Annotated in this window: 20 protein-coding genes; 9 read left to right on the top strand and 11 right to left on the bottom strand. The window is 59.3% G+C overall.

From position 1 onward, the window contains the following. Window positions 1-410: 410 nt before the first annotated feature. A complete protein-coding gene (locus E3W21_RS17110) occupies window positions 411-575 on the bottom strand; it encodes a DUF1328 domain-containing protein (protein ID WP_009041538.1) in 165 nt (54 codons plus the stop codon). An 81-nt stretch (window positions 576-656) separates the two neighbouring features. Continuing rightward, window positions 657-944: a hypothetical protein gene (locus E3W21_RS17115; protein ID WP_134421145.1), complete on the bottom strand. Its 288-nt coding sequence runs from the start codon at window positions 942-944 to the stop codon at window positions 657-659. A gap of 434 nt (window positions 945-1,378) precedes the next feature. On the opposite strand from E3W21_RS17115, the gene algB reads away from it, so the two are divergent. Continuing rightward, window positions 1,379-2,725: a sigma-54-dependent response regulator transcription factor AlgB gene (algB, locus tag E3W21_RS17120; RefSeq protein ID WP_134421147.1), complete on the top strand. Its 1,347-nt coding sequence runs from the start codon at window positions 1,379-1,381 to the stop codon at window positions 2,723-2,725. 10 nt (window positions 2,726-2,735) lie between these two features. Continuing rightward, window positions 2,736-4,526, top strand: coding sequence for a KinB sensor domain-containing domain (locus E3W21_RS17125; RefSeq protein ID WP_134421149.1), 1,791 nt, complete (start codon window positions 2,736-2,738; stop codon window positions 4,524-4,526). A 12-nt stretch (window positions 4,527-4,538) separates the two neighbouring features. Here E3W21_RS17125 and E3W21_RS17130 read toward each other — a convergent pair whose 3' ends face one another. The 7 genes from E3W21_RS17130 to E3W21_RS17160 all read right to left on the bottom strand — a co-directional run bounded on the left by E3W21_RS17130 (window position 4,539) and on the right by E3W21_RS17160 (window position 11,875). Next, window positions 4,539-6,152, bottom strand: a complete 1,614-nt coding sequence (locus E3W21_RS17130; RefSeq protein WP_134421151.1) for an EAL domain-containing protein — start codon at window positions 6,150-6,152, stop codon at window positions 4,539-4,541. 75 nt (window positions 6,153-6,227) lie between these two features. Continuing rightward, entirely contained in the window at window positions 6,228-7,007 is a 780-nt protein-coding gene (locus E3W21_RS17135; protein WP_134421153.1) for an N-acetylmuramoyl-L-alanine amidase, read from the bottom strand. Window positions 7,008-7,110: 103 nt separating this feature from the next. Continuing rightward, a complete protein-coding gene (locus E3W21_RS17140; RefSeq protein ID WP_134421155.1) occupies window positions 7,111-9,195 on the bottom strand; it encodes a GGDEF domain-containing protein in 2,085 nt (694 codons plus the stop codon). After that, entirely contained in the window at window positions 9,192-10,070 is an 879-nt protein-coding gene (locus tag E3W21_RS17145; protein WP_033059783.1) for an endonuclease/exonuclease/phosphatase family protein, read from the bottom strand. Before E3W21_RS17145 ends, E3W21_RS17140 begins: the two co-directional genes overlap by 4 nt. A gap of 14 nt (window positions 10,071-10,084) precedes the next feature. Beyond that, complete coding sequence (locus E3W21_RS17150; RefSeq protein ID WP_134421157.1) at window positions 10,085-10,726, bottom strand: thiol:disulfide interchange protein DsbA/DsbL; 642 nt, start codon at window positions 10,724-10,726, stop codon at window positions 10,085-10,087. Between the two features lie 200 nt (window positions 10,727-10,926). Beyond that, window positions 10,927-11,538: a cytochrome c4 gene (locus E3W21_RS17155; RefSeq protein ID WP_129439670.1), complete on the bottom strand. Its 612-nt coding sequence runs from the start codon at window positions 11,536-11,538 to the stop codon at window positions 10,927-10,929. A gap of 46 nt (window positions 11,539-11,584) precedes the next feature. Further along, window positions 11,585-11,875 (bottom strand): cytochrome c5 family protein, encoded by a 291-nt coding sequence (locus E3W21_RS17160; protein WP_129439668.1) that lies wholly within the window; start codon window positions 11,873-11,875, stop codon window positions 11,585-11,587. A 191-nt stretch (window positions 11,876-12,066) separates the two neighbouring features. On the opposite strand from E3W21_RS17160, the gene yihA reads away from it, so the two are divergent. After that, a complete protein-coding gene (yihA, locus tag E3W21_RS17165) occupies window positions 12,067-12,708 on the top strand; it encodes a ribosome biogenesis GTP-binding protein YihA/YsxC (protein ID WP_129439666.1) in 642 nt (213 codons plus the stop codon). Between the two features lie 290 nt (window positions 12,709-12,998). On the opposite strand, the gene polA is transcribed toward yihA, so the two are convergent. Next, window positions 12,999-15,770 (bottom strand): DNA polymerase I, encoded by a 2,772-nt coding sequence (gene polA / locus E3W21_RS17170; RefSeq protein ID WP_134421159.1) that lies wholly within the window; start codon window positions 15,768-15,770, stop codon window positions 12,999-13,001. A 74-nt stretch (window positions 15,771-15,844) separates the two neighbouring features. On the opposite strand from polA, the gene E3W21_RS17175 reads away from it, so the two are divergent. Beyond that, complete coding sequence (locus E3W21_RS17175) at window positions 15,845-16,135, top strand: DUF2782 domain-containing protein (protein ID WP_134421161.1); 291 nt, start codon at window positions 15,845-15,847, stop codon at window positions 16,133-16,135. Between the two features lie 58 nt (window positions 16,136-16,193). Next, the gene (locus E3W21_RS17180; RefSeq protein WP_134421163.1) at window positions 16,194-17,144 is read left to right on the top strand and encodes a homoserine kinase; all 951 of its coding nucleotides are present in this window, start codon (window positions 16,194-16,196) and stop codon (window positions 17,142-17,144) included. A gap of 89 nt (window positions 17,145-17,233) precedes the next feature. Here E3W21_RS17180 and E3W21_RS17185 read toward each other — a convergent pair whose 3' ends face one another. Continuing rightward, on the bottom strand, window positions 17,234-18,154 hold the full coding sequence (locus E3W21_RS17185; RefSeq protein WP_134421165.1) for a zinc ABC transporter substrate-binding protein: 921 nt from the start codon (window positions 18,152-18,154) through the stop codon (window positions 17,234-17,236). 66 nt (window positions 18,155-18,220) lie between these two features. Here E3W21_RS17185 and zur point away from each other — a divergent pair, with 66 nt between their 5' ends. Genes zur through E3W21_RS17205 form a run of 4 tightly spaced genes read left to right on the top strand, consistent with a single transcriptional unit; the run spans window position 18,221 to window position 21,023 of the window. Beyond that, window positions 18,221-18,703 carry a zinc uptake transcriptional repressor Zur gene (zur, locus tag E3W21_RS17190; RefSeq protein WP_129439659.1) on the top strand — a complete coding sequence of 161 codons (483 nt, stop codon included), beginning with the start codon at window positions 18,221-18,223 and terminating at the stop codon, window positions 18,701-18,703. Beyond that, window positions 18,703-19,488, top strand: coding sequence for a zinc ABC transporter ATP-binding protein ZnuC (znuC, locus tag E3W21_RS17195; RefSeq protein WP_129439657.1), 786 nt, complete (start codon window positions 18,703-18,705; stop codon window positions 19,486-19,488). Before zur ends, znuC begins: the two co-directional genes overlap by 1 nt. After that, window positions 19,481-20,269, top strand: coding sequence for a zinc ABC transporter permease subunit ZnuB (gene znuB / locus E3W21_RS17200; RefSeq protein ID WP_056738429.1), 789 nt, complete (start codon window positions 19,481-19,483; stop codon window positions 20,267-20,269). The genes znuC and znuB overlap by 8 nt, the downstream gene beginning before the upstream one ends. Window positions 20,270-20,306: 37 nt before the next feature. Next, window positions 20,307-21,023 (top strand): PA5502 family lipoprotein, encoded by a 717-nt coding sequence (locus tag E3W21_RS17205; protein WP_134421167.1) that lies wholly within the window; start codon window positions 20,307-20,309, stop codon window positions 21,021-21,023. Window positions 21,024-21,040: the final 17 nt, after the last annotated feature.

Genomic DNA, 21,040 nt, shown 5'->3' on the forward strand with positions numbered 1-21,040 from the left:
GTCTTTGAGGCGCAGTTTTCTCGATATACGGTCACCAAGAAACACCGCGAAATGGTTTTGCGAGGAATTAGCGGAGGAGGCGAGCAGAACGCTCTAAGACAAGACTTTGCGCTGAGGAAGCTCTTCGCAAGTCCGTCGATCTATGAGTGACCGGCGAACTTGCGTCGCAGCTTCTGCCTGACTCGGCCCTTGCGCAGGCACTCCCTGTACCCGTAGGTCACTCCGCCCCTGAAACAGGCAGAACGTCCCGGCCCCTTGATCATGCGTCTACCTTCCTCGGGTAGCGCAGTGGAAAGAAGCCATGTTGCTTCTTTCATGTTACGAATTCAGTACCAGTGTGGATCTTTCTTCCATGGCACTGCCGCCCAGAAGCAGGGCGGCTGCCAGTGTCTTTAACAAAACGCTCATATTCACCCTCGACCGCGACGGCCAAAGAAGAAGGAAACAATGAACATCACCAGGAACACGACAAAGAGAATCTTGGCGATACCCGTGGCGGTGCCCGCGATACCACCGAAGCCCAGTACCGCAGCGATGATGGCAATGATCAAGAATGTGATTGCCCAGCTCAACATGGTGATTCTCCTTACGCTTCTATTTAGAGATGTTGCTTGTGGTGCTTTTCCCGGCGCATCGAACGCGCCAAGTTCATGTGTTTAGAACACCCAACGTTCCTGGCGAGGCATCTCATCTGCAGGCTGAGCCTGGTCGACGTCCATCATTCGCATTGGGGGGCTGTCAGCCTGGTTACTGCTGGCCGCACTGAAATGGGTTTGAGTCGGGTGCTGAATCGACAAGCGTGGCGCTTCTTGCTGCTGGCTCTGCTCCCAACGCTGAAACTGCTGGCCGCCGATCAAGGTGATTAATAGCGCCAGAACAGCAAACAGAACTTGCTGGAGATGCAGTGGCGAGATACGCAACTGGGCGGCACGTTGGCGACTCATCCTGAAGCTCCTCCCACACGGTGGTGATCTTGGTTGGGGCGGCGTCTAAATGCCCTGGTTACTCAGACCATTGCAGCCTGCATGCCAGCTTTTCATGATAATAAAAATCAATAAAATCAATTAGTTACGAATGATGTCGAATTCGGATCGGACGCATCCTGCACGATGGTCCTTTTGAAGTCGTGCGTAATGCACGATGGACTCGTAGGAACTTTCAATATTTTTGAATTGCGAGGAGGGCGTGGATGTCACAAGGGGACACCGGCAATCGCCTGCGAACCGGCTATCTGATAAAAAAACAACAAAATCAGGCGATTAGCCGTAGGGTGAGGAGAGAGCTACGCTGCTGTGGCTGGAATCGACCAGAATCAACCATGCAACTTGCCCGATTTTTCCGGGACTAACCAAGATCATTCATTAAGGAGCGTAGGAAAATGGAATCAGCCACTGAGCATCAAGGCCGCATTCTGCTGGTGGACGATGAGTCCGCCATCCTGCGTACTTTCCGTTATTGCCTCGAAGATGAAGGCTACAGCGTCGCTACCGCCAACAGCGCCGCTCAGGCTGATGCATTGCTTCAGCGCCAAGTCTTCGACCTGTGCTTCCTCGACCTGCGTCTGGGTGAAGACAATGGCCTCGATGTGCTGGCCCAAATGCGCATTCAGGCGCCGTGGATGAGGGTGGTGATCGTCACCGCTCATTCGGCCGTGGACACTGCCGTGGATGCCATTCAGGCCGGGGCCGCCGACTATCTGGTCAAGCCTTGCAGCCCCGACCAATTGCGCCTGGCCACCGCCAAGCAGCTGGAAGTGCGGCAACTGTCGGCACGTCTGGAAGCCCTTGAAGGCGAAGTGCGCAAACCCAAGGATGGCCTCGACTCTCACAGCCCGGCGATGAAAGTCGTGCTCGAAACCGCCCGCCAGGTGGCCAGCACCGATGCCAATATTTTGATTCTCGGCGAGTCCGGCACCGGTAAAGGCGAACTGTCCCAGGCCATTCACGGCTGGAGCAAGCGCGCGAAGAAATCCTGCATCACGATCAACTGCCCGTCCCTGACCGCCGAACTCATGGAAAGCGAGCTCTTCGGCCACAGCCGTGGCGCGTTCACCGGGGCCAGCGAAAGTACTCTGGGTCGTGTCAATCAGGCCGACGGTGGGACGCTGTTTCTGGACGAGATCGGCGATTTTCCGCTGGTTTTGCAACCTAAACTGCTGCGTTTCATCCAGGATAAAGAATACGAACGGGTGGGCGACCCGGTCACCCGCCGCGCCGATGTGCGCATCCTCGCGGCCACTAACCAGAACCTCGAAGACATGGTCCGCGATGGCCGTTTCCGCGAAGACCTGCTCTACCGCCTGAACGTCATCACCTTGCACCTGCCGCCACTGCGCGAGCGCAGGGAGGATATTCTGACCCTGGCCGATCGCTTTCTGGCCCGTTTCGTCAAGGAATACGCGCGCCCGGCTCGGGGCTTCAGCGACGAAGCCCGTGAAGCGCTGCTCGGCTACCGCTGGCCGGGGAACATTCGCGAACTGCGCAACGTTGTGGAGCGGGCAAGCATCATTTGTCCACAGGAACGGGTCGAGATCATTCACTTGGGCATGGCTGAAACCCCGGTCAACAACGCTCCTCGCATCGGCGCTGCGCTGAGTCTGGATGAATTGGAAAAAGCCCACATCGGAGCGGTCCTCGCCACTGCAGATACGCTGGACCAGGCCGCCAAGACCCTGGGTATCGATGCCTCGACGTTGTACCGAAAACGCAAGCAGTACAACTTGTGAGCTGTCTGCGATGAGACTGGCGATGAAGTTGCGCACGCGGCTGTTTCTGAGTATTTCCGCACTGATCACCGTGGCGCTGCTGGGGCTGTTGCTCGGGCTGGTCAGCGTGATGCAGATGGCGAGTTCCCAGGAAGCGCTGATTCGCAATAATTTCGTCACGCTCGACCTGGGACTGAAATTGCGTCAGACCTTGGGCGATCAGCTGATGATCATGCTAAGCGAGAAGCCGGATCCTCCAGCGTTCGAGGCGTCCAAGCAGCACTATTTTCAGTTGCTTGATGACGGCATTGTCCATGCCCAAGCTGGCGATGAGCGCCAGCATGGTTTCGAACAGGCAAAAACTGACTACCTGAGCTTTCTGCAGGCGTACGACCTGTCACGTGACTCGACACAGGTGTTGAGTGGCAACAAAGAACTCACCGAAAAATTCAATGCGCTGCGCAATGGTTTGATCGTCGAGCAACAGCGTGCGCTGGATAACATCAATGCCACCGAACGGCAGACTCGGGAGAGGGCGCTGCTGGTTGCCGGTCTGCTCGGGCTGGTGGGGCTGGCGGTGCTGATCATCGGCTTCGTGACCGCCCACGCTATCGCTCGACGTTTTGGTGAGCCGATCGAGGCCCTGGCCCAGGCGGCGGACAACATCGGCCAAGGCAATTTCGAAGTGACGCTACCGATTTCCTCGGCCGTGGAAATGAACCAGCTGACCAAGCGCTTCGGGATCATGGCCGAGGCCCTGCGCGAGCATCAGGCCACCAATGTCGATGAACTGCTCGCAGGCCAGCAGCGTTTGCAGGCCGTGCTCGACAGCATCGACGATGGGCTGTTGATGATTGACCGCGATGGTCGTTTGGAACACCTCAACCCAGTAGCGCAGCGTCAGTTGGGTTGGGACAGTGATCGTCTCGGTCAAGGTCTGGGTACGGCGCTTGAGCGTCCCGAGCTCGATGATCAGCTGCATCTGGTGCTGCGCGGCGGCACCCTGGAGCGGGCGCCTGAGGACCTGAGTATCGAGGTCGACGGTGAGTCTCGGTTGCTGACCTTTAGCCTGACGCCGGTCAGCCATACACAAGGTCATATTCTCGGCGCCGTAATGGTGCTGCATGACGTCACCGAACAGCGGGCGTTTGAGCGGGTGCGCAGCGAGTTCGTGCTGCGCGCCTCCCATGAATTGCGAACGCCGGTCACCGGGATGCACATGGCATTCGGCCTGTTCCGCGAGCGCGCCCACTTTGCCAAGGACTCGCGTGAAGCTGACCTGCTGGACACCGTGAATGAAGAGATGCAGCGCTTGATGCAGTTGATCAACGACCTGCTGAACTTCTCCCGCTACCAGAACGGATTGCAGAAGCTCACGTTGGCGCCGTGCGCCATCGAGGATTTGCTGGAGCAGGCCCGGGCACGTTTTGCCGGCCCTGCAGAAGAGCAGGGCATCGACCTGCTGGTGGAAGTGCAAGGGCCATTACCGCGATTGCAGGCCGATCAGCCGCAGCTGGACCGGGTGCTCGATAACCTGATCGACAACGCATTGCGCCACACCACTTCCGGCGGGCAAATACGTTTGCAGGCTCGACGCCATGGGGAACGAGTGATTATCAGCGTCGAGGACAACGGCGAAGGCATTGCCTATGGTCAGCAGGGGCGGATTTTCGAACCCTTTGTACAGGTCGGTCGCAAGAAGGGCGGTGCCGGACTCGGTCTGGCACTGTGTAAGGAAATCGTGCAGTTGCACGGCGGTCGGATGGGTGTTTATTCGCGGCCAGGGCAGGGTACTCAGTTCTATATGGCGCTGTCGGTTTAAGCCGCAGCGGCTTCAGGCTTCGTCATCGAGACGTCGGGCAGCCAATCGGCGACCACGGGTAATCAGCTCGATGAACTGCACCGCACTCAACGCATGGGCGAATAGCCAACCCTGACCGAACTTCACGCCTTCACTGCTCAGGAGCGCCGCCTGGGATTCAAGTTCGATGCCTTCGGCAATCACTTTGAGTTTCAGGGCCTGGGCCATGTGAATGATGTGCGGGGCGACACCGCTACTTGCAGCGTCATGACCCAGCGCATCGATAAACGCCTTGTCGATTTTCAGGCAATCGACTGGCAGGGTTTGCAGATAGGCGAGGCTGCAATAGCCGGTGCCAAAGTCATCAATCAGCACCTGATGCCCGACGTCCCGCAAGGCTTGCAGGTTTTCCCGGGCTACCACGACATCGATCAATCCCCGTTCGGTGACCTCAAAGGCAATTTGCTTTGCCGCGACGCGGTGCAAGGTCAGCAGTCGCGCCATTACCTGACCGATACGCGGCACCATGACGTCGCAGGCCGCCAGGTTGACCGAGATGTAAAGTTGCGGATTGGCTCGCAACAATTGACCTAGCTGCTCAAGCAGGCGTTGCAGGACGAAGTCGGTCATCTGGCGGATCTGGCCGGTGTTCTCCGCCATCGGAATAAACAGGTCGGGGCTGGTCAGGGTGCCGTCCGGCCTTCGCCAGCGCAGCAAGGCTTCTGCCCCGACACAGTTACGGCTGTCGAGGTCGAAGATCGGTTGATACAGCACCTGCAATTCGCCTCGTCGTATGGCGCCACTCAGTTCGGCGTCCAGCGACTGTCGCTGGCGCACCAGCAAAAGCACCAGAAAACCCACGCATAAGGCGAGTGCCAGGCTGGCCGGCAGCAACCACCACCAGACTGCGGGTACATGCATACCGGTGCGCGGGCTGATCAGCACCAATTGGTATTCCGGATTGTTGGTGGGCATGCGGTAAATCAAGCGGGTATGCGTCACTTGTAGCGCGTCGAGGTTTTTCGGGGGCCAGGGTTCGGTTGGTGGCCAGACCTGCGAGACACCCAGCACCGGAATCGCGCGCGTACCGTGGTCGAGCACCACCAGCAGGCTGCTTCCCGGTGGCAAGTCGACCATGTCGGTCAAATGCCCGCGAGACGTCGCGACACGAAAATTGCCGCGTCCGAGCATCAGCGCGGCGCGGTTTTCATCGGGTTCGGTGGTGGTGTTCAGCCAGTAGCTGTAGGTCGGCCCCTTGATGTCTGGCGGCCTTATCATCGACAGCCCTTCCTGGCGGGGGCGGTTGGAACAGATCCGCGAGGCGTCCATATAAGCGGCTTCGTAAACGAAGCGATAATTGAAGCTGACCTGTTGCAAGGTCGCGATCATTTCGTCATCGCAGCCGCGTAACGGCTGGGCTTCCAGGTCGTCGAGGCTTTCACGCAACTGCCCGAAAAGTTGCTCCAGACGAGCAAGGAAGCGCTCGCCCTGGGCATTCATTTCTTCGCTTTCGCTCTGCTCGACTTGATGCATGGCCACGAACAGGCTGCCGGCCATCAGGAGTGTCGCGCTCAAGGCAGCAGCTAGTATCGCCAAAAACCAAGGGCGAAAGAACCAACTACGTAGTGTCTCTCGAGCAGCAGGCATAGGGAATATCCGAAGAATTACCAATGAGTTATAGCTGCTGATTGGAAAAAAGCCCTGACCGTCGGGCGGGCGTCATTATTTTGTCTGGTTCAAGACTTGTATAAGCGCCGCGGTTTGCGCATCCGGGGTGCCGTCGAAACGTGACGGTCGGAAATGCATCTGGAAGGCCGCAATCACATGACGTGTCGCAACATCCAGTTCGCCGGTTTGCGGCGTGGGATAACCCGCGCGGGCCAGCTGTGCCTGAAACCAGCTGATGGTTGGCAGTTGTACTTCGAACTGTGCTAGTTGACGCGTTACGGCCTGCTCGTTCGGCCAGATTCCCAGGCCTTCGGCAGCCAGACGCTTCCAGGGGAACAGCGGCCCCGGATCAAGCTTGCGCAGCGGGGCGATGTCGCTGTGGCCGATGATGCTGCGGGGATTGATGGCGTAACGCTTGCTGATGTCCTTGAGCAGGACGATCAGGGACTGGACCTGGTCTTCGCTGTAGGGGTACCAAAGGCGCCCGGTAGGGGTGTCTTTAAAACCCGGATTGACGATTTCGATACCGATGGAGCTGGAGTTCAACCAGGTCCGGCCCTGCCATTCGCTTTCCCCGGCGTGCCAGGCTCGGAGGTTTTCATCCATCAGCTTGTAGATGGTGGCGCCCTTGTCGTCGCCAATCAGATAGTGGCTGCTGACGTCGCCGTGGGTCAGCAGTTGCAGCGAGCGTTCCAGTGAAGCGTTGGTGTAGTGCACCACCACGAACTGAATGCGGCTGTCGTAATTGGCTGAAGGGTGACGGGTGTCGAACCGGGGGCCGCTGGCACAACCGGCCAACAGAATCAGCGACACGATGAGAGCTAAGTATTTCATGGCAGAAGGCAATACACGCAGGACAGTAATGCAACAGTGTAACGTACTGTCTTGCGCGCAGAAGGCCGACGCGAAGTTTTAAACAAAATGGAACAATTGACCGTCAGCCCAGTGCCACTTGGTTACGGCCGGCATGTTTCGCGCGATATAGAGCCTGATCGGCTCTTTTAAGGACCAGATCGCTATGTTCGCCGGGTTTGAATGCAGTCAGGCCCATGGAAATGGTGATGGTTACTGGCTCGCCCTTGAAGTGGAAAGGGCAGGCTTCGATCGAGGCGCGCAGCTTTTCCAGCAGTTTCGCACCAGCAGCTGGCACTGTGTCTGGCATCAACAGGACAAACTCCTCACCGCCGAACCGGGCGATGAAATCCGTCCCACGCAGGCGCTTGCGTAGCACGCTGGCAATGATTTTCAGTACTTTGTCGCCCGCCAGGTGGCCATAGTTATCGTTAATGCGTTTGAAATGGTCGAGGTCGAGCATTGCCAGCAACAGGGTGTTGTCGTGTTGCTGCCATTGGTTGATTTCGTGATCCAGCCGTTCGCTCCAGGCGGCCCGGTTAGGCAGACCGGTCAGCGGGTCGATCAACGCCTTCTGACGCTGCTCTTCAAGATGCTCGCGGTAGCCCAGGGCTTCCTGCTCCATGTGCGCAACGCGTTCGGCCAGACCATGGAGGCGGGCTGCGACTTCCTGCTCGCGCTCGTCACGCTGTTTCTGGTGCTGGTCCATGGTGCCGAGCAGGCCTTCCAGATGGTTTTCCAGGACGTGCTTGAGATCGTCCAGGTCGGCGGCTTCCTGCATGCTGCTCTGCAAGCCGTCGACCTGCTCGCGGATCTGCGTGTCCATCTCACGTGCGGCGGAACGGTTGTCGGCATGGCCTTCGCTGGCGGCTTGCAAGTTGCTTTGGAACGACTCGAGGCGTTCGTTTAGCTGTTGCAAGTAGGCTTCGAATTCATGCTGGCCACTGTCGGTGATTGCCAGCATCAAGGTTGCCAGATCGTCGAGGATTGGCAGCAGTTCGTACCAATTCAAACCGTTTTGCAGGCGATCACGCATCGCTTCGGCTTGCGGACGATGACGCTCGGGCAGCGTCAGGTCGTCGAGCAGGCCCAGTAGCGTGTCTTCGATATGCTTGGCCACCGAGCTGTAGGACGGCTCGGGTGAGTCCGGCAGGGCGTAGAGGACATCCGGCTCGGATTGTTCAGTGTCTACGGCTGCCAACACTTCGGCCAGGGCCGGGGGCAACGGCAGGCTGTCGAGATAGACCACCGGGGTCAGTTCGTCGGGATTGATAGCCGGTTGAGCCTGTATTTCTGGCTCGATGATTGATGGAGCGGGTTCTTCTGGATGTTCTATGTCCGGTTGCGGTTGCGGTTGCGTCTCTGGAGTCTGGGCGGGTGCTCGCTCCGGCTCAAGCACCGGCGGGACAAACGCTACAACTGCAGGAGAAGGCGCTGCTGCGGGTGGAGCCTCGATCGTCGTTGGCTCGGATGCAGTAGCGGGCGCGGCAACTTGTGCGACCGCCACTTGCGGCTTATCGATCTCTGGCGCGAGATCGACGGTTACCTGTGGTGTCTCGGCATGAGGCACAGCAACCGCTTCGGCTGGCTGCGGGGCGGTTGTCGGGAAGGTGCCGGAGGCAATCTGTGATGCCGCTTCATCCGCTTCACGGCTACCAAACAGTCGCTGCAGCAAACCAAGGCGACCGGGTTCTGCCGGGTTTTCAAGCTGATTCAGGGCTTTGCCTTGCAGGCCGCTCAGTTCGCTGAGCAGCAACGGAATTTCGCGCGCCTGCCCGACTCTTGCCTCCAGATGCTTGGCGAAGTTTTTCAGCGGCCGGCTTACTTCGCGGGGCAGCGGTAATGTTTGCAGCTGCGAGACCAGCGCGGTCAATGCAGCGCTGGTCTGATTAACCCGGGTTTCCCGGCGTTGTTCGGAGTCAAGCACGGCTTTTTCCAGCCGCGGAAGCAGGGCGGCCAGGCCGGCGTCCATGTCGTCGGTGCGCACGACTTCACGCATTTCCTTCATGCATTGGTCAACGACGCGGTCGGTGCCCTCGGCTGCCAGCGTGCTGCGCACCAGGCCACGACGCAGCAGATCGAGCCGGGCGTCCCATCGACGTTCGAGCTTTTCCTGTTGTTCGATGCTTTTGAGGTATTTTTCTTTCCAGCGCTGTGCTTCGTCGCTCATTCATGGGATCCGCGAGGGGCAGGACTCAACGCGGGCAATGCATCGGCCGTGAGCGAACCCGGCAGACGAATCTCTACCGCGACCGGCAGGTGATCGGAAATGGGTTGTGCCAGCACCTCGACCTTTTCAAGGGTCAGGGTGGGGCTCAGCAGAATATGGTCCAGACAGCGCTGCGGGCGCCAGCTAGGGAACGTCGCTTCCAGTTGCGGCGCGAGCAGGCCGAGGTCACGCAACGGGGAGTTTTGCAGCAAGTCACTGGCATGGGTATTCATGTCGCCCATCAGCACCTGGTGTTTATAGCCGCCGATCAACTCGCGGATGTAAGCCAGTTGCATGCTGCGGGCGCGAGCGCCCAATGCCAGGTGCATCATGACCACCACCAGCGCCTCAGGACCTTCGCCAAAGCGCACCAGAATCGCCCCGCGACCCTTGGGCCCCGGTAGCGGATGATCTTCAATCGCCCACGGACGCAGGCGGCTGAGCACACCATTGCTGTGCTGGCCGAGGCGTCCGAGATTGCGATTGAGTTGTTGATACCAGTAGGGGAATGCGCCGAGCTGGGCCAGGTGTTCGACCTGGTTGACGTAGCCTGATCGCAAGCTGCCGCCATCGGCTTCCTGCAAGGCGACCAGATCGAAGTCGCCCAGCAGATTGCCGATCTTTTGCAGATTGTCGGCACGCCCGGTGTGCGGCAACAGATGCTGCCAGCCTCGGGTCAGGTAGTGGTGATAGCGCTCGGTACTGATGCCAACCTGGATATTGAAACTGAGCAAGCGCAGACGACTGTCTGCGGGCAGGCCCGTCGACTCCAGATGATGCTCGTTGACCCGCGGATCATGCAGGCCAACGACGCGTTCAGTACCCCAGCGGCGCATGGCAGTCGCCGCGCTTAGTTGGCAGCAGCCTTGCTAGCCGCTCGCTCTTTGTCGATCAGCTTGTCGGCCAGTTGCAATGCTTGCTCGGCGCCGCCGGCAGAGCCCACGTCGAAGCGATACTTGCCGTTGACGATCATGGTCGGAACGCCGGAGATTTCGTACTTTTTGGCCAGGTCAGTGGCCTTGACGATCTGGCCCTTGATGGCGAAGGAGTCGAAGGTGGCCAGGAACTTGTCCTTGTCTACGCCCTGAGTGGCCAGGAAGTCTGCCATTTCATTCTTGTCGACCAGCTTCTTGTGTTCTTTCTGAATTGCGTTGAACACCGCAGCGTGAACCTTGTTTTCGACGCCCATGGCTTCAAGGGTCAGGAACATCTGGCCGTGTGCGTTCCACGGGCCGCCGAACATGGCCGGAATGCGGACGAAGTTCACGTCGGAAGGCAGTTTCTCAACCCATGGATTGATCACGGGTTCGAAAGCGTAGCAGTGCGGGCAGCCGTACCAGAACAGCTCCACCACTTCGATCTTGCCAGGCACCGCTACCGGGACGGGATTGCTCAATTCGACATAAGGCGCTGCGGGTGCTTCAGCCGCTTGGGCGGTCATGCCGAACAGGCTGGCAGCGACGAGTGCGGCGCTGATGATCAGATTACGCATGCTTTACTCCTGGACAATTTTGGTCGCCTCGCGCGACCTGTTTTCAGACAGGTACTGGCGGGCTTGAGTTCTGTAGTGTAACGGCAGCGGCCACAAAAAAGGGCGGCCTAAGCCACCCTTTTTATACTTGCTGCGACGGATTAATAGAGCGTTAACGTTGCAGGAGATGTAAGCCTCGCGCGACGCCCGATTCGCCGGCCTTAGTGCAGGCCTTGAATGTAGCTGGACACTGCTGCGATATCTTCGTCGCTCAGCCTTTTTGCAATGGTCTGCATGGTTTTGGTGTCGCCATCGTTGCTGCGACCGCCTTCTTCCTTGCGGAAGTCGGTCAGTTGCTTGGCTACATACTGAGCGTGCTGGCCGCCCAGGTGCGGGAAGCCGGCGGCTGCGTTGCCCGCGCCATTTGGCGAGTGGCAACCGGTGCAGGCTGGCAGGCCCTTGGCCAGATCGCCGCCGCGGAACAATGCTTCACCGCGAGAAACGACTTTCGGGTCGGCGGCGCCAACGCTGCCTTTCTGGCTGGCGAAGTAGGCGGCGATATCGGCCAGATCCTGATCGCTCAGGTTGGTCAGCAGGCCGGTCATTTCCAGTACCGTGCGTTTGCCGGACTTGATGTCGTGTAGCTGCTTGTTCAGATAACGCTCGCCCTGGCCTGCCAGTTTCGGAAAGTTAGGCGCCATACTGTTGCCATCCGGGCCATGACAGGCGCCACATACTGCGGCTTTCGCCTGACCAGCAGTCGCATCACCTGCAGCATGGGCAATGCCGGAGATCCCCACGGTCAACAGCAGACTCACGATCAATTTGTTCATCAGCTAATCCAACTACGGCTAAGGGTTAAAGAGTTATGGACCGGGATCACTCGCTCATCCACTGGATGATTGCTTGGTAATCCTCGGCACTGCAGTCCATGCACAAACCACGCGGCGGCATCGCCTTGAAACCCTGGGTCACGTGTTGCACCAGCGTCTCCATACCTTTCGCCAACCTCGGCGTCCAAGCATCCTGATCGCCCTTTTTGGGCGCCATGGGTAGTTGGCCGGAATGACAGGCACCACAAACACGGTTGTACACAGCTTCCGGATCCTGTGTAGCCTGAGCGCTGTAAAGCGGCATCAAGACACCGGCAGCTAGCAGCCATTTCGTCATAAAACGACCTTTTCAGGGTTGAGAGCGTTCTGCGTTCTAGTGCGCAATCAAGGTCAATCGCTCTCGTGAACTTCATCCTACGCTGGGACAAAGCGCACACAAAATCTGCGGCATTATATACTGGCGTCACTGAAACGGAAACGACACTGCTCGCCGCGTCCATTCCCGGCGCCGCCCACATCGGAAATCCCATGCAACTCAAGAACCCCATCCTCGGCCTGTGCCAACAGTCCACCTTCATGCTCAGCGCTGCCAAAGTCGATCAATGTCCCGACGACGAAGGCTTTGAAGTGGCCTTCGCCGGGCGTTCCAACGCCGGCAAGTCCAGTGCGCTGAACACCCTGACGCACGCCAGCCTTGCGCGGACCTCGAAAACTCCGGGTCGCACGCAGCTCTTGAACTTCTTCAAGCTAGACGATGATCGTCGTCTGGTCGACCTGCCGGGTTACGGTTACGCGAAAGTGCCTATCCCGTTGAAGCTGCACTGGCAGCGTCACCTGGAAGCCTATCTGGGTGGTCGGGAGAGTTTGAAGGGTCTGATCTTGATGATGGACATCCGTCATCCAATGACCGACTTCGACCTGCTGATGCTCGACTGGGCTGTCGCCAGCGGCATGCCGATGCACATTTTGCTGACCAAAGCCGACAAGCTGACCTACGGCGCGGCGAAAAACGTCCTGCTCAAGGTTCAGGCAGACATCCGCAAGGGTTGGGGAGATGCGATCAGCATCCAGTTGTTCTCGGCGCCAAAACGCATGGGCCTAGAAGACGCCTACACTGTACTGGCAGGCTGGATGGAACTGGCGGACAAGGGCGCCGAGCTCGCGGATTAATAAACCGCGGGCAAAAAAAACCCCGGACTTCTTATGGGGAGGGGGAAGTTCCGGGGTTCAAGTTCCGGACCGCTAGGGCGGGGTCCAGATATCTGCCAACACTTAACACAACATTAGGAGCATCGAAGGGCTTCACCACCCATTCAGTAACTCTGAGTGGCGATTCAGGAGATTAGTTCATAATTTTTTAAAAAGCCTTTGGAATAGCCCCTCGAATTTTCCGAACTAAGAGCCCTTCGTCCTTTCTGCTGCGGCACTATGCCGCAGCGGAAAACGCCTTTTCACACGGCTCAGTGAGCCTCATCCCAGTTATTTCCTACGCCAACCTCGACCAACAGCGGCACATCAAGCTTCGCTGCATCGCTCATGTGCACGCGAATTTCATCACGGACCTGGTCGACCAAATCTTCACGCACTTCCAGAACCAATTCATCGTGCACCTGCAGGATGACTTTGGCGTCGAGGCCTGATGCTGTCAGCCAGCTATCCACGGCAATCATGGCTTTCTTGATGATGTCCGCCGCGGTGCCTTGCATCGGGGCGTTGATCGCCGTGCGTTCGGCACCTTTGCGCAGGGCCGGGTTTTTCGCGTTGATTTCCGGCAGGTACAAGCGACGACCGAAGATGGTTTCGACGAAACCTTGTTCGGCAGCCTGGGCACGGGTGCGCTCCATGTATTCCAGCACGCCTGGGTAACGGGCGAAGTAACGGTCGATGTAGGCCTGGGATTGCTTGCGATCAACACCAATCTGTTTGGCCAGGCCAAACGCGCTCATGCCGTAGATCAAGCCGAAGTTGATCGCCTTGGCGCTACGACGCTGATCAGTGGTGACCGCTGCCAGTTCAACGCCGAAAACTTCGGCGGCAGTGGCCTTGTGCACGTCCAGATCATTGCGGAACGCGTGCAGCAAACCTTCGTCCTTGGCCAGGTGAGCCATGATTCGCAGTTCGATTTGCGAATAGTCCGCTGCCAGCAGCTTGTAGCCTTTTGGCGCGACGAACGCCTGACGAATCCGACGCCCTTCAGCGGTGCGGATCGGAATGTTCTGCAGGTTTGGATCGCTGGACGACAAACGCCCGGTCGCCGTTACGGCTTGGTGGTAAGAGGTATGAATCCGCCCGGTGCGCGGGTTGATCTGCTCTGGCAGGCGATCGGTGTAGGTACTTTTCAGCTTGCTCATCGAGCGGTACTGCATCAGCACTTTGGGCAGCGGGAAATCCTGTTCAGCCAGTTCCGCCAGCACGGCTTCGGCGGTGGACGCCTGGCCCTTGGCGGTTTTGCTGAGGATTGGCAGGCCGAGTTTTTCGTACAGGATCACGCCCAATTGCTTCGGCGAGCCGAGGTTGAATTCTTCCCCGGCAATGGCGAACGCCTCACGCTCGAGGGCGACCATTTTCTCGCCCAGTTCGACGCTCTGAATGCCCAGCAGGTTGGCATCGACCAGCGCGCCTTGGCGTTCAATCCGTGCCAGCACCGGCACCAACGGCATTTCGATTTCGCTCACGACCTTGCTCAGGCTCGGGATGGCGTTGAGTTTTTCCAGCAGGGTTTGATGCAGGCGCAGCGTTACGTCGGCGTCTTCGGCAGCGTAAGGCCCAGCCAGTTCCAGGGATATCTGATCGAACGTCAGCTGCTTGGCGCCCTTGCCGGCGATGTCCTGAAAACTGGTAGTGGTGTGATTCAGGTACTTGAGCGCCAGGCTGTCCATGTCGTGGCGGGTCGCGGTGGAGTCCAGCACGTAGGATTCGAGCATTGTGTCGAAAGCGACGCCTTGCACGGTGATGCCGCAGCTCTGATCGCCACCGATAGCGCAGTTGGCCAGGATGTTCATGTCGAACTTGGCGTGCTGGCCAACCTTGAGTTTGCTCGGGTCTTCCAGGATCGGTTTCAGCGCGCGCAGCACGGTGTCGCGATCGAGCTGATCCGGCACGCCCATGTAGGAATGGGTCAGCGGGATGTAGGCCGCTTCGTTGGCTTGTACAGCGAAAGACAGGCCCACCAGTTGTGCCTGCTGCGCATCGATGCCGGTGGTTTCGGTGTCGAAGGCAATCAACTTGGCGTCGTTGAGCTTCTTCAGCCACAGGTCGAAATCAGCCTGGGTGAGGATGGTGGTGTACTTGAGTTCGGTATCGACGGCCGCTTCTTCAGCCACCGGAGCGGCGACTTCCTGGCCGGAACGCTTGGCGTCGCGCTGGTTCTCTTCGAACCAGCTCTTGAACTCCAGCAGGGTATAGAGCTCGGCGAGTTTGTCGTGATCCGGGTTGCCCATTTGCAGGTCGTCGAGGCCGATATCCAGCGGCACGTCGATCTTGATGGTTGCCAATTGATAGGAGAGAAACGCCATCTCCTTGTGCTCTTCGAGCTTGGCCGGCAGGGTTTTGGCCCCGCGAATCGGCAGGGTCGGGACGATGTCGAGCTGTGCATAGAGCTCGGTCAGGCCGCCGTTCACGCCGACCAACAGGCCGGAAGCGGTCTTCGGGCCAATGCCCGGAACGCCCGGAATGTTGTCGGAAGAATCGCCCATGAGTGCCAGGTAATCGATGATCTGCTCGGGAGCGACGCCGAATTTCTCCTTCACGCCCTCCACGTCCAGCGCGCTACCGGTCATGGTATTGACCAAGGTAATGTGGCCGTCGACCAGCTGCGCCATGTCCTTGTCGCCGGTGGAGATCACCACCGGGCGGTCGGCCGCCGCGCTGCTGCGGGCCAGGGTGCCGATCACATCATCGGCTTCGACGCCTTCGACGCACAACAGTGGAAAGCCCAGGGCGATCACGCTTTGGTGCAGCGGCTCGATCTGAACACGCATATCGTCGGGCATGCTCGGGCGGTTGGCCTTGTATTCGGCGTACATGTCATCGCGAAAAGTCCCACCCTTGGCGTCGAACACCACGGCGAACGGACTTTCCGGGTACTGCTTGCGCAGACTCTTGAGCATGTTCAGCACGCCTTTGACCGCACCGGTCGGCAAACCTTTGGAAGTGGTCAGCGGCGGCAGGGCGTGAAAGGCGCGGTACAGGTAAGAAGAACCGTCCACCAGGACGAGGGGGGCTTGGCTCATGAGCAGGATCAACCTTTTCGGCGGGTCCGGCGCTAGAATAGCGGGACCGTTGACGACAAAGGGACAAGGTTATCATGCGCACACTAAATCGCCTGTTGCTGGCTGGGTTGTTTGCATCCGCTCCGTTGGCCGTCATGGCGGCGGACGATGCACCGACACCGGAGCCAGAAGTCACGATCCGCACGGAAGGGGACAAAACCATCCAGGAGTACCGCCAAAACGGTTTCCTGTACGCGATCAAGGTCACGCCGAAGGGCGCGCCGCCGTATTTTCTGGTGCGCGCTGACGGGACCGATGCAAACTACATCCGCTCGGATCAGCCGGATATGCTGATTCCGTCGTGGAAGATTTTTGAGTGGAAGTAGCTTCTTAATTTCAATCGGCGCTGGCTCAAGCAGCGGCGCCCGTACTGGCAGTTCAAACATGTCTGTGTTCACCCCGCTGGCTCGGCCCGAGCTGGAAACCTTTCTCGCCCCTTACGGGCTCGGCCGCCTGCTTGATTTCCAGGGGATTGCCGCCGGTAGCGAAAACACCAATTTCTTCATCAGCCTGGAGCAGGGCGAATTTGTCCTGACCCTGATTGAGCGTGGTCCGGTTCAGGAAATGCCATTCTTCATCGAGTTGCTCGACGTGCTGCATGACGCCGACCTGCCAGTGCCTTATGCCTTGCGCACCACCGACGGCGTCGCCTTGCGCGAACTGGCCGGCAAACCTGCGCTGTTGCAGCCACGCCTGGCCGGCAAGCACATCAAGGAAGCCAATGCGCAGCATTGCGCTCAGGTGGGCGAGTTGCTCGGCCATCTGCATCTGGCGACCCAGGCCAACATGATCAAGCGCAAGACCGATCGCGGCCTGGACTGGATGCTGGAAGAGGGCACGCAGTTGCTGTCGCACCTCAATGCCGAGCAAAGCGATCTGCTGCAACGGGCTCTGGACGAAATCACACAGCAGAAGACGAAAATTCTGGCGCTGCCGCGAGCCAACATCCACGCCGACCTGTTCCGCGATAACGCGATGTTTGAAGGCACTCACCTGACCGGGTTGATCGACTTCTACAACGCCTGTTCGGGGCCGATGCTCTACGACGTGGCGATCGCCTTGAACGACTGGTGTTCGGACGAAAGCGGGTTGATCGACGGGCCGCGGGCGAGGGCATTGCTTGGCGCTTATGCAGCGCTGCGACCGTTCACGGCGGCCGAGGCGGGGTTGTGGCCGACCATGCTGCGGGTAGCGTGTGTGCGGTTCTGGCTGTCGCGGTTGATCGCCGCCGAGTCGTTTGCCGGGCAGGACGTGCTGATTCACGATCCGATGGAGTTTCAGCAGCGACTGGCGCAGCGGCAGAAGGTCAGCACGCCGCTGCCGTTCGCCCTTTAAAAGCTTCGCGAGCAAGCCCGCTCCCACAGGATTTATGCGGTCCATGTGTGAGCGGGCTTGCTCGCGAATGGGGCGCCGCAATTTTCGAATTACAACGACTCCAGGCACCCCGCCAAATCACTCCCCAATTTCTCCAGCACCTGCTCATACCCCTGAGCGGTCGCTGGCGTGTACCCGCCCAGCGCGTCCAGTTCCGCCAGCTTGACGGGCAGACCCGCCACCAGGGTTTCCGCCAGGCGCGGACGCAGAGGCGGTTCGCTGAACACGCAAGTTTTGCCAACTTCCTGCAAGCGATTGCGCATCGCCGCGACGTGCTGGGCACCGGGCTGGACCTCGGCGGCGACGCTGAATACGCCCGCGTGCTTGAGGCCGTAGGCGTCTTCGAAGTAGTCGAAGGCCTCGTGGAATACGAAGTACGGTTTGCCCGCGATGCCGGCCAGACGTGCTTTCAAGCGAAGATCCATTGCATCCAGACGCTCATCGAACGCCTTGAGGTTGCTCTGATAACGCGTGGCATTGGTCGGATCGGCTGCGCTCAGGTCTGCGGCCATTTTTGTGGCGATGACGCGGGCGTTGACCGGCGAAAGCCACAAGTGCGCGTCCAGACTGCCGGGACGGTGATCGTGATCATGCTCGTCGGCTTCTTCGGCGTGGGAGTGGCTATCTTCGGCGAAATGTCGCAGTTTCAGGCCCGGTAAATCCTGCACGGCGACGCTGGGCAGCGTACGACCATTCAGCACGCGGGGCAGGAAACCTTCCATGCCCGGACCGATCCAGTACACCAGATCCACCGATTGCACCTTCCGTACGTCGGATGGGCGCAAGGCATAGTTATGCGGGGAGGCGCCGGGCGGCAGTAAGACTTCCGGAATCGCCACACCGTCCTGCACCGCAGCGGCAATCAGCTGTAGAGGCTTGATACTGGTGAGAACTTTGACTTCGGCGTGAGCTGAACCCATCAGCAGAAAACTGGCGACAAATGCGACAAAGATAGAAAAAAGTCGGGACACGATGATCACTCGAAGAGGCGAGAACAGGTAACATAATAACGTCTCTCACAAAACTCGTCGCCGCTCATGCCTAAAACACCGATTGCCAGCCGTCCCCACGACCACTCTCATTGCGTCCATAGCGCATTGTCTGAGGCCGATGTTCTGTGCGCACGTCAAGGCCTGCGCCTGACCGCCTTGCGCCGGCGGGTGCTGGAACTGGTATGGCAAAGCCACAAACCGTTGGGTGCCTATGACATTCTCGCGGTGCTCAGCGAGCAGGACGGCCGCCGCGCGGCGCCGCCGACCGTGTACCGTGCGCTGGACTTTCTGCTGGAAAACGGCCTGGTACACCGCATCTCCTCGCTGAACGCCTTCGTCGGCTGCAATCACCCGGAACATGCCCACCAGGGCCAGTTCCTGATTTGCCGCGAATGCCACGCCGCCATTGAGCTCGAACAGAAATCCATCAGCGACGCGATCATCGGCAGCGCCAAGGATGTCGGATTTGTCGTGGAAGGCCAGACCGTTGAAGTGGTCGGCCTCTGCTCAGGTTGCCAGGGGGTTTGATGAGCAACGCGCTGATCCGCCTCGAGCAGGTTGCCGTCACCTTTGCCGGGCAAAACGTGCTGGATAACATCGAGCTGAGCGTCGAGCCCGGACAGATCGTCACCCTGATCGGCCCTAACGGTGCCGGCAAGACCACGCTGGTGCGCGCGGTACTCGGTCTGTTGAAGCCGGACAGGGGCAGCGTATGGCGCAAACCGAAGCTGCGGGTCGGTTACATGCCGCAAAAACTTCACGTCGATCCGACGCTGCCGCTGTCGGTGCTGCGTTTTTTGCGTCTGGTGCCGGGCGTGGACCGCGCCATGGCCTTGGCGGCACTCAAGGAAGTCGGCGCCGAACAGGTGATCGACAGCCCGGTGCAAAGTGTTTCCGGAGGCGAAATGCAGCGGGTGCTACTGGCCCGGGCATTGCTGCGCGAGCCGGAATTGCTGGTACTCGATGAACCTGTGCAAGGCGTCGATGTGGCCGGTCAGGCCGAGCTCTACAGCCTGATTACACGATTGCGCGACCGCCACGGTTGCGGCGTGTTGATGGTGTCCCACGACCTGCATCTGGTGATGAGCACCACCGACCAGGTGGTCTGCCTCAACCGCCACGTTTGCTGCTCGGGGCATCCCGAGCAGGTCAGCAGTGATCCGGCTTTCGTCGAGCTGTTCGGAAAGAACGCACAAAGCCTGGCGATTTATCACCACCATCACGACCACGCCCATGACCTGCATGGCTCGGTGGTCAGCGCCGCCCCGTCGGCCCCTACCCACGTTCACGGAGATAGCTGCAAGCATGGCTGATTTTCTGCTCTACGCCCTGCTTGCAGGTCTGGCCCTGGCATTGGTCGCGGGCCCGCTGGGTTCGTTCGTGGTCTGGCGGCGCATGGCCTATTTCGGCGACACCCTTTCCCATGCCGCGCTACTCGGCGTGGCGCTGGGTTTTCTGCTGGATGTCAGTCCGACCGTTGCGGTCACCGTAGGCTGCCTGCTGTTAGCGGTGTTGCTGGTGACCTTGCAACAGCGCCAACCGCTGGCGTCCGACACGCTTTTGGGAATTCTCGCACCGAGCACGCTCTCTTTGGGCTTGGTCGTACTAAGCTTCATGCACGAAGTGCGGATCGACCTGATGGCTTATCTGTTCGGCGACTTGCTGGCGATCAGCCCGACCGATCTGGCCTGGATACTCGGCGGCAGCGCGGCCGTTCTGGCCTTGCTGGTGACGTTGTGGCGGCCATTGCTGGCAATCACGGTGCATGAAGAACTGGCCAGGGTTGAAGGTCTGCCGGTGGCAGCGTTGCGCTTGACCCTGATGTTGTTGATCGCCGTGGTGATCGCTGTGGCGATGAAAATCGTCGGTGTGTTGCTGATTACGTCCTTGCTGATCATCCCGGCGGCTGCGGCACAACGTCACGCCCGGTCACCGGAGCAGATGGCACTGGGCGCGAGCCTGCTGGGCATGCTCGCGGTCTGTGGCGGGCTGTCGCTGTCGTGGTTCAAGGACACCCCGGCGGGCCCATCGATTGTGGTGACGGCCGCCGCACTGTTTCTGCTGAGTTTTGTCCTGCCCCGTCGAGGGGTGTAGACTTGCTCGTTTTTTGCGCAAATAGAGAGTCGCAGGAATGAAGCCGTTCGCCTCCCGTTATCTGCTCCTTGTTGCATTTTCGCTGCTACTGGGCGCTTGCCAAAGCACGCCACCGGCGGCCACCGAGGCTACCGGTGCACGGGCCACGGCCATCGCGCAGCTGGAACAAAGCCTCGCCAGCAGTGAGCTTGCGACTGCCGAAGATCAACTCGCCGCCTTGCAGGCCGAGTCGCCCAACGATCAATCCCTTGTGCAATACCAGCGGCAACTGGCCGAAGCCTATCTGCGCCGCAGTCAGATCGTGCTGCAAAAAGGTGATGTGAATGCTGCCGCGACGGCGCTGGCCCGGGCCCGGGCGTTGATGCCCAAGGCTCCGGCGCTGACCGGTGGGGTCAACAACGCCATCGTTAATGCCCGTAAAGCTGAGCTGGATAGAGCCGAAGCTGCGCTCATGGCTGCCGAAGCCAAGCCACAGGCCAAAGTCATTGATCCGACGGCTGAAAGCACCACGGTTGCGTTGAACCTGACTGATATGACCAAGCTTCGTCGTCAACTGGATGCGATCGCCGCCGATGTGGTGAATTACCAGTGCGATGTGAGTATTCAGGCGCCACGCACCCAGGACTTCCCTTGGTTGACCACGTTGCTGACCAAGCGAGTGAAGAAGCTCGATGCGGATTTTGACCTGAACCTGGAGAAGCAGATTCTGCGCAACGTGCCGGCGCAGATGGTTCTGAGTCCTCGCAAACCCTAAAAGCATCGCGAGCAAGC

The organism is Pseudomonas sp. F01002 (genome assembly GCF_004402115.1).
In the GTDB taxonomy this organism is placed as follows: Bacteria; Pseudomonadota; Gammaproteobacteria; order Pseudomonadales; family Pseudomonadaceae; genus Aquipseudomonas; species Aquipseudomonas frigoris.